Genomic DNA, 15,552 nt, shown 5'->3' with positions numbered 1-15,552 from the left:
ACCTCCTTTGTTCCATGAATGAATAAATAAATCTGTTCATTCATATTCTAACAAATCATGGCTAGCTTGTCAATAAGAAGGCTAGATCTATTAAATAAGTTAAAGAAACGCTAACTAAATGAGCACAAAAAGGAAAATATAGGATAAGGCTGGAACTATAGTTAAAAATAAGGTATGATATCAATGGGATGATTCTCTATTTAGCGTCCGTTTACTAATCTGAATTTGAAAAATAGGTAAGAGATACTAATCCATAGATTTTTTATTAAGGTATTTGATATTTTGAACAAGAGTAAAGGAGGAGCGCATGCACAAGATTTTACTAGTAGAAGATGACCAAGTTATTCGGCAACAAGTTGGGAAATTGCTCTCTGAGTGGGGATTTGAAGTCGTTTTGGTAGAGGATTTTATGGAAGTGTTGAGCTTATTTGTCCGGTCGGAGCCTCATTTGGTCCTCATGGATATCGGTTTGCCTCTTTTTAATGGTTATCACTGGTGCCAGGAAATTCGTAAGATTTCCAAGGTACCTATCATGTTTCTGTCTTCGAGAGATCAGGCTATGGATATTGTCATGGCGATCAATATGGGAGCGGATGACTTTGTGACCAAGCCTTTTGACCAGCAGGTGCTCCTTGCCAAGATTCAAGGCTTGTTGCGCCGTTCCTATGAGTTTGGGCGGGATGAAAGTTTGCTAGAGTATGCAGGTGTGATTCTCAATACCAAGTCTATGGATCTGCACTATCAGGGTGAAGTCCTGAGCTTGACCAAGAATGAATTTCAAATTTTGCGGGTCTTGTTTGAACATGCGGGTAATATCGTGGCGCGTGATGACCTGATGCGGGAACTCTGGAACAGCGACTTTTTTATCGACGACAATACCCTGTCTGTTAATGTGGCTCGTTTGCGTAAAAAGTTGGAGGAGCAAGGTTTAGCAGGCTTTATCGAAACCAAGAAAGGGATAGGATACGGACTGAAACATGCTTGATTGGAAATCATTTTTTCTAGCCTACCTGCGTTCTCGCAGTCGCGTTTTTACCTATATTTTTTCATTAGACTTTCTCGTCCTTCTCTTTCAGTTTTTATTTGCTAGTCTAGGAACTTATTTTCTTTATTTCTTTCTGCTCAGTAGTTTTTTGACCTTCTTATTTTTGGCTTGGGATATATTTGCAGAAGCTCAGGTTTACCGGCAGGAAGTACTCTATGCTGAGCGAGACCCCAAGTCTCCTCTGGAATGTGCGCTAGCAGAAAAGCTCGAAGAGCGTGAGTCTGAATTGTATCAAAAGAAGTCGGAAGCGCAGGGCAAACTGACGGATTTGCTGGACTACTACACCTTGTGGGTTCACCAAATCAAGACCCCCATTGCAGCGAGTCGTCTCTTGGTAGCAGAAGTCTCTGATCGTGAGGCCAAGCAGCAACTGGAACAGGAAATCTTTAAGATTGACTCCTATACCAATCTGGTGTTGCAGTATCTTCGTTTGGAGAGCTTCCACGATGACTTGGTATTTGAAAAGGTTCAAGTGGAGGATCTGGTGAAGGAAGTGGTTCGCAAATATGCCCTTTTCTTTATCCAAAAAGGACTGGCGCTCAATCTCCATGACCTTGACAAAATCATCGTGACTGATAAGAAATGGCTGTTGGTTGTCATTGAACAAATCCTCTCAAACAGTCTCAAATACACCAAGGAAGGTGGGCTAGAGATCTATATGGAGGGTCAGGAACTCTGTATCAAGGATACGGGAATCGGGATAAAAAACAGCGATGTGCTCCGAGTCTTTGAACGTGGCTTTTCAGGCTACAATGGGCGTTTGACCCAGCAGTCATCTGGACTTGGACTTTATCTATCTAAGAAAATTTCTGAAGAACTGGGTCACCAGATTCGCATCGAGTCTGAGGTTGGAAAAGGAACGATAGTAAGGATTAAATTCGCTGAAGTGAAGCTCGTTATTGAGTAAACATAAATGAGAAAAAGCCTCCGAATGGAGGCTTTTATGCTAGGCTCTTATACTCAATGAAAATCAAAGAGCAAACTAGGAAACTAGCCGCGACGTTGACGTGGTTTGAATTTGATTTTCGAAGAGTATTATTTCTCAACACGTGATTTGTTGGTAATATCAGCTAGGATAGCTTGAACAAAGTCATCAACTGGGACAGTTTGTGTTTCTTTTTGGCCGTAGCGACGAACGTTGACAGTTCCGTCTTCCATTTCCTTATCACCAACGATCAATTGGTAAGGAATTTTGCTAGTTTGTGAAGCACGAATCTTGAACTGCATTTTTTCATTGCGCTCATCCACATCGGCACGGACACCACAGTCACGGAGTTTCTTAGCCACTTCCCATGCGTAGTCTACGTGTTTTTCGTTAGAAACGGGGATGAGGGTCACTTGATGTGGTGCAAGCCATGTTGGGAAGGCGCCCTTGTAGTTCTCAATCAAGATAGCTGTAAAGCGTTCCATAGTTGAGATAACTCCACGGTGAATCATAACTGGACGGTGTTCTTCACCATCAGCTCCGATATATTTAAGGTCGAAGCGTTCTGGAAGCAAGAAGTCAAGCTGGATAGTTGAAAGGGTTTCTTCTTTTCCAAGGGCAGTTTTAACCTGGATATCCAATTTTGGTCCATAGAAGGCTGCTTCACCTTCAGCTTCAAAGTAGTCAACACCCATTTCATCAAGGGCTGCACGAAGCATAGTTTGGGCATTTTCCCACATCTCATCGTTGTCAAAGTACTTGTGAGTATCTTGAGGGTCGCGAAGAGAGAGACGGAAGCGGTATTCAGTCAAGTTGAAGTCTTCATAAACATCGATAATCAACTGAAGGGCACGTTGGAATTCTTCTTGGATTTGTTCTGGAGTAACGAAGAGGTGACCGTCGTTGAGTGACATTTCACGCACACGTTGGAGACCAGTAAGGGCACCAGATTTTTCGTAACGGTGCATCATCCCGATTTCGGCGATACGGATTGGCAACTCACGGTAGGAATGAACATGGTGTTTAAAGACTTGGATGTGGTGTGGACAGTTCATTGGACGAAGGACAAATTCTTCCCCATCACCCATGTCCATGGTTGGGAACATGTCTTCTTGGTAATGATCCCAGTGACCAGAAGTCTTGTAAAGCTCAACAGAAGCAAGTGGTGGAGTGTAAACGTGTTGATAGCCAGAAGCCAGCTCCTTGTCGACAATGTAGCGTTCCAATTCACGACGGATAGTCGCACCGTTTGGCAACCAGAATGGTAGACCTTGACCAACTTCTTGTGAAATCATAAAGAGGTCAAGCTCTTTACCAAGTTTACGGTGGTCACGTTCTTTAGCTTCTTCACGCATTTGAAGGTAGTTTTTCAAGTCTTTCTTGTCAAACCAAGCTGTACCGTAGATACGTTGCATCATCGCGTTGTCGCTATTTCCGCGCCAGTAAGCACCTGCTACATGAAGAAGGTGGAAGATTTGGATACGGCCTGTTGATGGAACGTGAGGTCCACGGCAAAGGTCCACGTATTCCCCCTGACGGTAGATAGTCAACCCACCTTCGTCTTCTGAGTGTTCTTCGATCAATTCCAACTTGTAAGGGTCGTTCTTGAAGATTTCACGTGCTTCGTCTTTAGTGACTTCCTCACGAATAGATGGGAAGTTTTCTTTGACGATTTTTTGCATTTCTTCTTCGATACGAGGAAGGTCTTCGTTGGAGATTTGACCAGCCTGATTGTCCGTATCATAGTAGAAACCATCTTCGATAGCTGGACCTACACCCAAATGAATGTCTGGGAAGAGGCGACGAGCTGCTTGGGCGAACAAGTGGGCAGCTGAGTGACGCAAGATTGGAAGGGCATCTTCGTGATCAGGTGTCACGATTTCGATGCTTCCATCATCAGTGATAGCACGAGTCGTGTCGATGAGTTTGCCGTTGAATTTACCAGCCAAGGCTTTTTTAGCTAGGGAATTGCTGATAGATTGGGCAATTTCAAAAGTAGTAACGCCAGATTCGAATTCACGAACAGCGCCATCTGGGAAAGTAATCTTAATCATGGTTTTCTCCTTAAAAAATTATCATATTTAAAAACTGAGGTTGAAGAAGTAGAGGATTCGTTATCTACAAAGAATGATAACGGTTGATTATCTAAATAAATGATAGTTTAACTTTCTCATTCTAAAGATAAAGAAAGCTGTAGAAATGAATAGATAGCATACTAAGGAAAGGATTAGAGACAGATATTGTTCATCAGTCATCTCACCTCTCATGTATATCCTTAGTGGATAGTTTCTTATAGCATTAACCAAATAAATACCAGCAGTTAGACTTAGGAAATATCCTGATAGGATGAGTTTCTTTTTCTTAAAAAACATTAAGATACCAAAAAAAGGAGCTAGAAATGGCAAAAGAGGAACAAATGCAAAAAATGAAAAGACAACAATGTACTCTAACCCCCATAGACTGAGAGTTTTCATTAGCCATACATAGACGACAAGGAAGGCACAGGGAATCACCCAAGACAATGATTTATTCATATCAACCTCCATCTTCTTTTTTTAGCTATGTTTCATTTAATCTGGCAATATCTCTATTCTCCAAACAAAAAACGACATCCTAAAAGGACGTCGCAACGTGGTTCCACCTTCATTTATGTTCCTCAAAAAAGAGGGACACCTCAGATTGGCTTTAACGTAGCCACCGTTTTATGTTTGCATAAAAGTCAGTAGAGTAGTATCAGTTTAGGCTTTCTATGCGTTTCCAGCAACCACGCACTCTCTAGTAGAAAGGGACTAAGTGACTTGTCTCTATGGATTATTATAGCATGATTGCGAGATTTTTCAAGGCTTTTATCCTATTTTTTTACTTTTCTGCTTGTTTGTAAGATGACTAAGACCTCTACCTGAAGCCATACCGAGTAGGGCAAAGATTTCATAGGCTACGAGATAAAGAAGAATGAACTCACCAAAAGTGATGATGGTAAAGCAATAGAGCAGTCCAATTCCCAGCAACCACCAAAGTGAGAAATGGAAACGATAACTATAAAGAAGGGATACGATGAAGGTAACCAGAGGTGAAAAGAGGATGATGTTATAAATGTACAGTCCCTTCAGTGTATATGGGTCAGAGATGCATAGAGAGAGGAGTTCATAGAGTGGCCAGTAAAAGAAGAAAATGACAAGGTAGTATTGAATATACTTAAGATAATTCCGCATGGCAATAATCCTCCAATCTGCAAAAATTGAGAGATATTTGAGAGATATTGTAGACCACATAATCCTAAATGAAGGGGAAATCTCTACTTATATTATAGCACGATTTAGAAGCTCTTACAATTTAATCCAGTGATCAGTGATAGTGATCTTTTCGAGTGTTTTCTGTTATAATACTAACAAAAGAAGTAAGAGAATGAGGAGAAAGAATGACCAAAATAGCAGTTCTTTCAGACATACATGGAAATACGACAGCTTTGGAAGCTGTACTGGATGATGCTAAAGCTGCAGAGGTAGATGAGTACTGGCTTTTAGGGGATATTCTGATGCCAGGGACAGGACGTAGAAGGATCTTGGACCTCTTAGCTAGCTTGCCTATTACAGTAAGAGTTCTGGGAAATTGGGAGAATAGTCTCTGGCGAGGTCTGCATCGCAAGTTAGATCCTACAATAGCGAGTCATCGTTATCTCCTGCGTCAAAGTCAGTACATCTTAGAGGAGGTCAGCCCTGAAGAAATCGAAGACCTCAATAATCAACCCCTGCAAGTTCATCGTCAGTTTGGTGATTTGATGGTGGGAATCACTCACCATCTCCCTGATAAAAACTGGGGTAGAGAATTGATTCATACGGGAAAACAAGAAGATTTTGATAGATTGGTCACGAATCCACACGCCTCTATCGCAGTATATGGCCATATTCATCAACAGTTGCTTCGTTATGGAAGTGATGGACAGTTGATTCTTAATCCAGGTTCCATTGGACAACCTTTCTTTCTAGATGCGAAGTTGCGTAAGGACCTGCGGGCCCAGTATATGATCTTAGAGTTTGATGAGGCAGGTTTGTCTGATGTTGATTTTCGTCGTGTGGATTATGATGTGGAAACTGAATTGCAGTTGGCTAAAGATTTGAAGCTCCCCTATTTCCAGGTCTACTATGAAAGTTTGGTAAATGGAATTCACCACACTCATAACCATGAATTGTTAGGTCAGATTAGTGAACAAGAAGGTTATGATCAGGATGTTGAACTCTGGATGGAAAGAGACAAGAAAGATTGGTTTTAAGAGGACTTCTAGCTAGAAATCAGATAGTCTAGTGACTGCTGCTGTTTCGCGATAAGTCGAACTGGATACGAATTGACGGCTTCTCAAATTTATGTTAGAATAACGGAATATAACTAATTTGAATCCCATACTAATTGATATTCAAAATAAGAGGAGACAGATAATGAAACCAGAAGAGTTACACGCCATTGCCTCGGAGTTGGGCTTGCAATTTGACGAAGATTCGCGTAGTATTTATGGCACGCAGTCAGGCTATTTACTTTTCCTGCAAGAAACTGATGTGAAAAATCAGTTTCGACTTTGTGTCAGTGTGAGTTTGAATGGCAATCCTGCGGATTCAGAAGAAAACGAATTGGTTTGGGATGAGTTTAAGAGTGAATCTCTTCCAAACTTGTCGACCTTGTCTATCAACCAGTACCTTGTTTCTTTTGTCGTAAAAGGTGCCATGCGCAAATCAAAAACAATTGAGAAGTTACAGACGCTCATAACAGATCTCGTTGCCTTCCTTGAAACCCATCATTTCGTCCAAGTCTGTGCCTACAGTGGTCAGGAGGGTCCTGTTGGTCTCTATCAATTAGGTGATTCAATTTTCCTTATCAATGAGGAAAGCTATCAATTGCTGAAGAGCAATCTTCAGATTGAGGTGGATTCTTATCAAAATCAAAAGGAAAATGTTCTTCTTGGAGCAGTTGGTGCCTTGCTTGGAGCCTTGATTGGTGGAGCAGTTGCTCTATTTATCGCTCGTCTAGGTTATGTAGCTATGGTAGCGGGGATTGTTCTGGGGATTTGTACCATTAAAGGATATGAAATCCTTGGAAGAAAGATATCTCGAAAGGGGATTGTAATTTCCTCTATTTGGATGGTGATTACTGTCTTTCTAGTGAATCAAATTGATTTGGCGATGGAAGTCGTTTCCAAACTAGGGGTTGAGTTTGCCTTTGCTTTCCGAGCGGTGAATGAATTAATCTTTAGCGGTGATTTCCCAGATAACTATTTTTATAATCTAGCTATGTTAGCTGTGTTTACCTTAGTTGGTGCTGGGGTGTCTATCAGCTCGGTTTGGTCAAGTCATAAAACAAAGGGGATTGCCCGTAAAATTGCATAAAAAAATAAGTCTTTGTATGTCCTCCGCTGTTCTGGTTACCAAGAGGGATACAGGACTTTTTGCATGGAGAAGGTAATCAGTCTATAATATTTGACAGGGAAACCAAAAACGGTATAATGTTTATACGGGAAAAGATGAATAAAATATCAATGAAAGGAGAAGAAGATGCAAATTTCAAGCCGATTTACAATTGCGACTCATATGATGATTATTATTGCAATGCAGGATACAGACAGCAAGGTAACCAGTGATTTTCTTGCGGCTAGTGTCGGAGTCAATCCAGTCATTATCCGTAAGACTTTATCGCAACTCAAAAAAGCAGGATTGATTTCAGTTGCTCGTGGTACGGGGGGAACTGAGATAATAAAAGACCTTCAGGATATCAGTTTGTTGGATGTCTACCAAGCTGTGGAGTGTTTAGGAAAATCCGGTAAGCTCTTTAGTTTTCATGACAATCCAAATCCTAATTGCCCAATTGGTGCGAATATCCATGGGGTCTTGGACCAAAAGCTGTTCGATGTTCAAGCAGCTATGGAAAACCAACTGCGTCAGACAAGTCTGGCTCAGGTTGTAGCCGATGCTCAGAATAAACTGTCTAAGTAAGAGGACTAAGGTTCTCTTTTTCTATTGCCATAATTATGGTACAATGTAGTCATTAAAGGAGGAGACTATGTACTTTATTACAGGATTTTTCGTCCTACTTTTTTTGATTTCATTTTTTAGGGACAATCGCAGTCTCTGGAATCCAGCTCTCTTGCTTTTATCTCTGCTCTTTTCTTACCTGTCTATTGCCAATCTTTTTTATGAAGCTGGGCAGGAAGAAGTGCACATGATTTTCTTTGCAGGGATTTTTCTCCTGCTGCCTTTTTTAGTTTTTCTAAGTGGCTTTTTTCTGATTTATAACGGATTTGTATTGTTGAGAAAAGAAGGAAAATCCAAGGCAAATTATTTGTCTCTGGGGCTAGGGTGTGTGATTCTATTCTTTTTTGTAATCATGGCGATTCGAGTGAGCGATACCAAGGGCTTGTTTTACACCAATCATCTAGTGAATATTATCTTTTTCTTTTTGATTTATTCGTATTTGATTTTTGGTTTTGCCTTTGCAGGATTTCTGCTTTATTCCATTCTGTATCTTTTCATTCCTAAGAAAAAATATTATGATTTTATCATCATTCACGGAGCAGGCTTGTTGAATGGAGAAAAAGTTACTCCCTTACTGAAGAGTCGCATTGACAAGGCAGTAGAAGCTTATCACCAGTCTCTCAATCCCAATGTTAAAATCATCGCAAGTGGTGGTCAAGGTGGGGATGAGAAGATTTCCGAGGCTCAGGCAATTTGTAATTATTTGCTGGAAGAGACGGATGTTCCGAGAGAAGCGATTCTCCTAGAGGAAGACTCAACGACGACCTATGAGAATCTTCTCTTCTCAAAAGAAATGGGTGAGAAGCTGGTAGCCAGTCCACGTTTTCTCTTTGTGACCAATGATTACCATGTTTTTCGTACCAGTACCTATGCTCGCCGTATTGGGATGAAGGGAGATGGTCTTGGTTGCCGTACAGCCGCCTACTATATCCCATCGGCCTTTATCAGAGAATACATTGCTCTATGTGTGAAGATGAGATGGCTTTTTCTCGCCTTCTATATTTTATTAATTTTAGCTCTGATTTTCTCCTATAGAGGTGTTCTATGGTAATATGTAAAATTCATATTGTAATTCTTGTTAGAATCTCTAAAAAATCTTGTAGTAACCCTAAGGGAAAAATTGTCACTAGTAATGAAAGAGCAGGGTAAGTGATTGTGAGTGCGGTTTTTGGAACGGTTTCATGATTGCTCGTCAATCAATTGAACAATTTCTAACCTAGTTGCAGATTTTCAGAGAGAGTCAAAAATAGGCAACTGAATATGAGTAGACTAGAATTTTACAGTCAACGACAAATAAAAATGTGAACAGCAACAGAGGTTCACATTTCATTTTTTACTCATGGCAAAATGGCCTTTAGTTGGTTCAGGATGGTTTGTAAGGTTACAATCGCTTGTTCTCCTTGTTGTGGTTGGTAGAGTAGTTGGAAATACTTGCGAATAGTTTCTTCAAATTGCTTAGGGAGGAGTGTACAATTGGTCTTTGCGTACTCCAACATTCGTTTTTCACCAGGATGGGTTTGCTCATTGAGCGCAAATAACAAGTCAAAGTAGGAAGCAAAAAACTCACTCGTACGATGATTCATACTGAGAAGATCTTGGCGTTTGATAGCTTTTTCTATTTGGTGAGAGAAGGCAGGCATGGCTTGTTCTAGCAAAAGGAGTTGCCTTTCGATGATATGCTTTTTGAGTTCCTGTGGATAGGGAATCTGGTAAGTCTTTTGGAGAGAAGCATAGTGTCCATTCGGGTCGTATAAAATCTTGCTGTGGAGTAGATTATGCCACATGCAAGTTGTATAAGCATTTTGAGCTTTGTGCTGAAAAACGGTTGAGTTCAATTCCTGTTCAAACGACTCCAGCGAACGATAAATCAACTCGATTTCGATACCGTTGTTTAGTACACAGTCGTCCTCTAACTCCCAAAACTGGTTTCCAATTTCCATATAGGAGCAGTATTTACTCAAAATTTTGAGGCGAGTCGCCTCATCAATAGAAGAGTTGAGATAGACATAAACGTCATAGTCAGAATTTTGATCATAGTTTTGTCCTGCACGAGAGCCACCAAGAGCGATAGCTTCTACTTGTTCCAGTTGAGAGAATTCTTTGCAAAGTTCGTGGATCATGATTTTTCTCCTTGCTTTATGGTTTTAAAGTCATTTTACCAAAAAGTAAAACGTTTGCATAGCATTGAGTTACTCTTTTCCATCTATAGAAAAAAATGTGAACCCTTGTTTTGAGTTCACATTTCTTTTTTATTCTGCTGCTTGTTGCCAACGTTTTGCTAGCTTATGAGACAGGCTGGAAATAGCAAAGTTAAAGATAAAGTAAATTAAGGCAATCAGGATATAAAGACTGAAGACCTGCTCTGGTTCGAAATAGCGTCCCATGAGAATTTGGCTGGCGCCAAAGAGTTCTTGTAGAGCGATAACAGAGTAGAGAAGACTGGTATCCTTGATCACGGTTACAAACTGTGAAATGATGGCTGGCAGCATTTTTCGAATCGCTTGTGGGAGAATGATGTAGTAGAGGATTTGCGCAGAGGTGAATCCTTGCGACATTCCTGCTTCATACTGACCCTTGTCCACGGCATTGAGACCGCCTCGGATAATCTCAGCCAGGGCTGCTGAGGTAAAGAGGGTAAAGGCTGTAATACCAGCTGGTGTGGACTTCATCTTAAACACCAAAAAGATGGTGAAAATCCAGAGGAGGTTGGGAACGTTACGTACAAACTCGATATAAATGCTGGAGATGATCCGTAAGATAGGATTTTTCCCATTTCTCATGACGGCTAGTACTGTTCCGATAAGGGTCGAGAGGACGATAGCGATTAGAGAAATGTATAGGGTCAAGCCAAATCCTTTAAAGATAAAGATTAGGTTATCTGGGGTCAAAACTTCTAAAATAGATTCCATAGTAACCTCCTAAAGTGAATAGGCTTTTTTGTTGGCTTGCTCCATCTTGCGACCAAACTGGGCAACAGGGAAGCATAGAGCAAAGTAGAGAAGAGCAGCGCCTAAAAAGGCTGGGATATAGTTTCCGTTGAGGGCCGACCAAGATTTGGTCACAAACATCAAGTCTACTCCAGAGATGATGGCAACTGTAGAGGTGTTCTTGATGAGGTTGACGATTTGGTTGGTCAAAGGTGGGAGAATGATACGGAAGGCCTGAGGCAAGATAATCAAGCGCATGGCACTGATATAGGTAAAACCTTGCGACAAGGCGGCCTCCATTTGACCGCTAGGAATAGACTGAATCCCTGAACGAATAACCTCAGCGATATAAGCGCCGTGATAGAGTCCCACGCAGAGTACAGCTGTCCAATAAATGGGAATCATGATGGTGTGGTCACTGATAAGAGGTAAACCATAAAAGACGATGACAAACTGCACCAAGAGGGGAGTGTTTTGATAAAATTCGACAAAGATACGAGCCAAAACACGCAATAATGGGCGTTTGCTGGTTGACATGGCCCCAAAGAAGATGCCCAAAACCATGGCGAGGATAAAGGATCCAACCGCTAGGGCAAGGGTGAAGAGGAAACCATTGAAAAATTGTCCAAAATCCTGAAAATAGGCTGTCCAAGATGATAAATCTGTCATGGGGTGTCCTCCTTAATCTACGGTATGGCTAGATGGTTTGAGTTTGTAACGGTCATAGAGTTTCTGTAAACTACCATCCTTGGTCCATTTAGTGACCAAGCTATCAAGATAGTCGTTTAGCTCGGTATTTGATTTTTTGGTGACGATACCGTAGTCAGATGGCTTGAAACTATCATCTAGTAGTTCTGTCCGTTTGCTGATGTAGCCGGACAGGATAGAGCGGTCCACGGAAAAGGCATCAATACGGTGAGCGTGAAGGGAAGTAATCAATTCTGGGTAGGAACCAAGTTCGACGAATTTAAAGGTTAGACCTTTCTTTTTGCCCAGTTCAGTAATCAGGCGTTGGGTGATGGAACCTTGGGCAACTCCGATCGTTTTACCGTTTAGGTCCTCAATGCTTTTGATGTTGGCGGATTTATTGACCAAAAAACCAGAAGAATCCGTGTAGTAGGGACTGGTGAAGTTGTATAATTTTTTACGTTCATCTGTGATGGTGAAGGTCGCGATATCCATATCGACCTGTTCGTTATCTAGTAGTGGACCACGGGTTTGAGCGGTAACAGGAACGTAGCGAATCTTGACCTTGAGTTCGTCTGCAATCATCTTGGCAAGGTCCGTTTCGATACCAGAATAAGTCCCTGTCTTGGGATCCTTGTAGCCAAAATTGGGAACATCTTGTTTGACACCGACAACTAGTTCGCCTCTTTTTTGAATGTCTGCGACGCTGGTATCGGCTTGGGCTGGTTTGGCAGCAGCAAGGCTGAAAAGGCTAATCAATAATGCGGATAAAAAGAATTTCTTTTTCATAGGCGCCTCCTTATTTGACTTTGTCACTTTCGTGGTTGATAATTTTGCTGAGGAATTGTTGGGCACGAGGTTCGCTTGGGTTGTCAAAAAAGTCATCGACATCTGTCGTATCCACCAAAACTTCTCCGTCTGCCATAAAGATGATGCGGTCCGCAACCTCTCGAGCAAAGCCCATTTCGTGGGTAACGATGATCATATTCATCCCGTCATGCGCCAGTTTTTGCATAACTGCTAGAACATCTCCAATGGTCTCAGGATCAAGAGCAGATGTTGGCTCATCAAAGAGGAGGAGTTCCGGATGCATGGCAAGACCACGAGCGATGGCGATCCGCTGTTTTTGTCCACCAGATAGCATAGCTGGATAGGAATCTTTCTTGTCCCACATATTTACAAATTCCAGATATTTTTGGGCTGTTTTTTCAGCTTCTTTTTTATCAATTCCTAGAACCTTTATGGGCGCTAGTGTAACATTTTCTAACACTGTTTTGTGTGGATAAAGGTTAAAATGTTGAAAAACCATGCCAACTTCCTTACGAAGAGGAACTAAATCTTTCTGACTAGCACCTGCTACTTGGTGTCCATTGACTAGGAGACTTCCTTTGTCAACAGCCTCTAAACCATTAATCGTACGGATAAGAGTGGACTTCCCAGAGCCGGAAGGTCCAAGCAGGACAACAACTTGTCCTTTTTCAAAACGGAGATTGATGTCGCGGAGTGCGTGATAGTCTCCGTAATATTTTTCGACGTTTTTAAATTCTACTAAAGCCATGAGAGATCTCCTTTGTGTTAGATTTTATAACATGATTCTACACCAAAAGAATGTTCTTGTCAAATCATATCTGAAAAAATTCACTAAAATGTTATAAAAAAGCAATCTGGATAGAGAAAATGCCTAAATCATGTTATAATGAAACGATAGAATTCTTAGAAAGAGTGGATGTCTTTTTGATAACACCTACTTATGAATGGCAGTTTGCCCCGCAGGTTGAAGATGCGGATTTTACAAAGATAGCCAAGAAGGCTGGACTGGGTCCTGAGGTGGCTCGGTTATTATTTGAAAGAGGGATTCAGGATGAAGAAAGTCTAAAGAAGTTTTTAGAACCTTCTTTAGAGGATTTACATGACCCCTATCTGCTCCATGATATGGATAAGGCAGTGGAACGGATTCGTCAGGCCATTGAAGAAGGGGAAAATATTCTCATTTATGGAGACTACGATGCGGATGGCATGACTTCGGCTTCGATTGTGAAGGAAAGTTTAGAACAGCTTGGCGCCGAGTGCCGTGTTTACCTGCCTAATCGTTTTACCGATGGGTATGGCCCCAATGCCAGTGTCTATAAATATTTTATCGAGCAAGAGGGTATTTCCTTGATTGTGACAGTGGATAATGGGGTTGCGGGTCACGAAGCCATTGAATTGGCCCAGTCTATGGGAGTGGATGTCATTGTGACCGACCACCATTCCATGCCTGAAACCCTTCCCGATGCCTTTGCCATTGTTCACCCTGAGCATCCGGATGCGGACTATCCTTTCAAATATTTGGCCGGATGCGGAGTGGCTTTCAAGCTAGCTTGCGCTCTTTTAGAAGAAGTGCAAGTGGAATTGCTTGATTTGGTCGCTATCGGTACCATTGCTGATATGGTGAGTTTGACGGATGAGAATCGCATTTTGGTCCAATATGGTCTGGAAATGTTGGGACATACCCAGCGCATTGGACTACAAGAAATGCTAGACATGGTTGGAATTGCTGCTAATGAAGTAACAGAAGAAACGGTTGGTTTCCAGATTGCCCCTCGTTTAAATGCCTTGGGGCGCTTGGATGATCCTAATCCTGCCATTGATTTGCTGACTGGATTTGACGACGAGGAAGCTCATGAGATTGCCCTCATGATTCACCAGAAAAACGAAGAGCGCAAGGAAATCGTTCAGTCAATCTATGAAGAAGCTAAGACCATGGTGGATCCTGAGAAGAAGGTCCAGGTCTTGGCAAAGGAAGGCTGGAATCCTGGCGTTCTGGGTATCGTTGCTGGTCGTTTGTTGGAAGAGCTAGGGCAGACAGTTATCGTTCTTAATATAGAAGATGGTCGTGCCAAGGGCAGTGCTCGTAGTGTGGAAGCGGTCGATATTTTTGAAGCTCTGGATCCCCACCGAGATCTCTTTATCGCCTTTGGCGGCCATGCTGGTGCAGCTGGAATGACGCTGGAAGTTGAGAAACTTTCAGATTTATCTCAGGTTTTGGAAGACTATGTCCGTGAAAAAGGTGCAGATGCTAGTGGTAAGAACAAGTTAAATCTAGACGAAGAGCTAGACTTGGAGACGCTTAGCTTGGAAACGGTCAAAAACTTTGAACGTTTGGCACCTTTTGGAATGGACAATCAGAAACCTGTCTTTTATATCAAGGATTTTCATGTCGAAAGTGCCAGAACCATGGGAGCAGGCAATGCCCACCTCAAACTAAAAATTTCCAAGGGTGAGGCGAGTTTTGAAGTGGTGGCCTTCGGACAAGGTAGATGGGCGACAGAGTTTGCTCAAACAAAAAACCTAGAATTAGCAGTCACCCTGTCTGTCAACCAATGGAATGGGCAAACTGCCCTCCAGTTGATGATGGTGGATGCGCGTGTGGAAGGTGTTCAACTCTTTAACATTCGTGGGAAGAACGTAGCCCTGCCAGAAGGGGTTCCAGTCTTGGATTTCTCTGGAGAGGTGCCAGATTTAGCGACTAGTGATGCTGTGGTTGTGAAAACCATTCCCGAGGATATTACCTTGCTGAAGACCATTTTTCAGGAACAGGATTTCTCTGCTGTCTATTTCAAAAATGACATCGATAAGGCCTACTATCTGACAGGTTATGGGACTAGGGAACAGTTTGCCAAATTGTACAAGACCATTTACCAGTTCCCAGAGTTTGATATTCGCTACAAGCTGAAAGATTTGGCAACTTATCTCAATATCCAACAAATCTTGCTGGTCAAGATGATCCAAGTATTTGAAGAGCTGGGCTTTGTGACGATCAAAGATGGTGTCATGACAGTCAATAAAGAAGCGCCGAAAAGGGAAATTGCTGAAAGTCAGATTTACCAAAATCTCAAACAGACCGTTAAAGACCAAGAAATGATGGCGCTGGGTACCGTGCAGGAAATGTATGACTTTTTGAAAGGATAA

At 41.8% G+C, this 15,552-nt stretch carries 15 protein-coding genes and 1 other annotated feature; of the genes, 7 read left to right on the top strand and 8 right to left on the bottom strand.

The features are described from left to right. Positions 1-307 precede the first annotated feature (307 nt). A complete protein-coding gene (locus V470_07280; protein ID AHZ48219.1) occupies positions 308-985 on the top strand; it encodes a transcriptional regulator in 678 nt (225 codons plus the stop codon). Further along, positions 978-1,952 carry a histidine kinase gene (locus tag V470_07275; GenBank protein AHZ48218.1) on the top strand — a complete coding sequence of 325 codons (975 nt, stop codon included), beginning with the start codon at positions 978-980 and terminating at the stop codon, positions 1,950-1,952. Before V470_07280 ends, V470_07275 begins: the two co-directional genes overlap by 8 nt. 128 nt (positions 1,953-2,080) lie before the next feature. Here V470_07275 and V470_07270 read toward each other — a convergent pair whose 3' ends face one another. From V470_07270 to V470_07260, 3 genes are all read right to left on the bottom strand, one after another. Then, positions 2,081-4,024, bottom strand: coding sequence for a threonyl-tRNA synthase (locus V470_07270; protein ID AHZ48217.1), 1,944 nt, complete (start codon positions 4,022-4,024; stop codon positions 2,081-2,083). Between the two features lie 87 nt (positions 4,025-4,111). Beyond that, the gene (locus tag V470_07265) at positions 4,112-4,483 is read right to left on the bottom strand and encodes a hypothetical protein (GenBank protein AHZ48216.1); all 372 of its coding nucleotides are present in this window, start codon (positions 4,481-4,483) and stop codon (positions 4,112-4,114) included. A 101-nt stretch (positions 4,484-4,584) separates the two neighbouring features. Next, positions 4,585-4,787 (bottom strand) — a sequence feature (T-box leader). Between the two features lie 29 nt (positions 4,788-4,816). Then, entirely contained in the window at positions 4,817-5,182 is a 366-nt protein-coding gene (locus tag V470_07260; GenBank protein ID AHZ48215.1) for a membrane protein, read from the bottom strand. Positions 5,183-5,388: 206 nt separating this feature from the next. On the opposite strand from V470_07260, the gene V470_07255 reads away from it, so the two are divergent. The 4 genes from V470_07255 to V470_07240 all read left to right on the top strand — a co-directional run bounded on the left by V470_07255 (position 5,389) and on the right by V470_07240 (position 9,038). After that, positions 5,389-6,240, top strand: a complete 852-nt coding sequence (locus V470_07255) for a serine/threonine protein phosphatase (protein AHZ48214.1) — start codon at positions 5,389-5,391, stop codon at positions 6,238-6,240. Between the two features lie 163 nt (positions 6,241-6,403). Further along, the gene (locus V470_07250; protein ID AHZ48213.1) at positions 6,404-7,345 is read left to right on the top strand and encodes a hypothetical protein; all 942 of its coding nucleotides are present in this window, start codon (positions 6,404-6,406) and stop codon (positions 7,343-7,345) included. Between the two features lie 165 nt (positions 7,346-7,510). Continuing rightward, entirely contained in the window at positions 7,511-7,948 is a 438-nt protein-coding gene (locus tag V470_07245) for an Rrf2 family transcriptional regulator (protein AHZ48212.1), read from the top strand. A 67-nt stretch (positions 7,949-8,015) separates the two neighbouring features. Continuing rightward, a complete protein-coding gene (locus V470_07240; protein AHZ48211.1) occupies positions 8,016-9,038 on the top strand; it encodes a membrane protein in 1,023 nt (340 codons plus the stop codon). A gap of 286 nt (positions 9,039-9,324) precedes the next feature. On the opposite strand, the gene V470_07235 is transcribed toward V470_07240, so the two are convergent. The 5 genes from V470_07235 to V470_07215 all read right to left on the bottom strand — a co-directional run bounded on the left by V470_07235 (position 9,325) and on the right by V470_07215 (position 13,159). Beyond that, positions 9,325-10,107 (bottom strand): nucleotidyltransferase, encoded by a 783-nt coding sequence (locus V470_07235; protein ID AHZ48210.1) that lies wholly within the window; start codon positions 10,105-10,107, stop codon positions 9,325-9,327. A gap of 129 nt (positions 10,108-10,236) precedes the next feature. Then, a complete protein-coding gene (locus V470_07230) occupies positions 10,237-10,896 on the bottom strand; it encodes a glutamine ABC transporter permease (protein ID AHZ48209.1) in 660 nt (219 codons plus the stop codon). Between the two features lie 9 nt (positions 10,897-10,905). Next, positions 10,906-11,583, bottom strand: coding sequence for a glutamine ABC transporter permease (locus tag V470_07225; GenBank protein ID AHZ48208.1), 678 nt, complete (start codon positions 11,581-11,583; stop codon positions 10,906-10,908). A 12-nt stretch (positions 11,584-11,595) separates the two neighbouring features. Next, positions 11,596-12,390, bottom strand: coding sequence for a glutamine ABC transporter substrate-binding protein (locus V470_07220; GenBank protein ID AHZ48207.1), 795 nt, complete (start codon positions 12,388-12,390; stop codon positions 11,596-11,598). 10 nt (positions 12,391-12,400) lie between these two features. Beyond that, positions 12,401-13,159 (bottom strand): hypothetical protein, encoded by a 759-nt coding sequence (locus V470_07215; protein AHZ48206.1) that lies wholly within the window; start codon positions 13,157-13,159, stop codon positions 12,401-12,403. Positions 13,160-13,278: 119 nt separating this feature from the next. Here V470_07215 and V470_07210 point away from each other — a divergent pair, with 119 nt between their 5' ends. Continuing rightward, positions 13,279-15,552: a single-stranded DNA exonuclease gene (locus tag V470_07210; GenBank protein AHZ48205.1), complete on the top strand. Its 2,274-nt coding sequence runs from the start codon at positions 13,279-13,281 to the stop codon at positions 15,550-15,552.

The organism is Streptococcus sp. VT 162, from assembly GCA_000688775.2.
Taxonomy (GTDB): Bacteria; Bacillota; Bacilli; order Lactobacillales; family Streptococcaceae; genus Streptococcus.
This window is presented reverse-complemented; position numbering and strand designations above follow the sequence as displayed.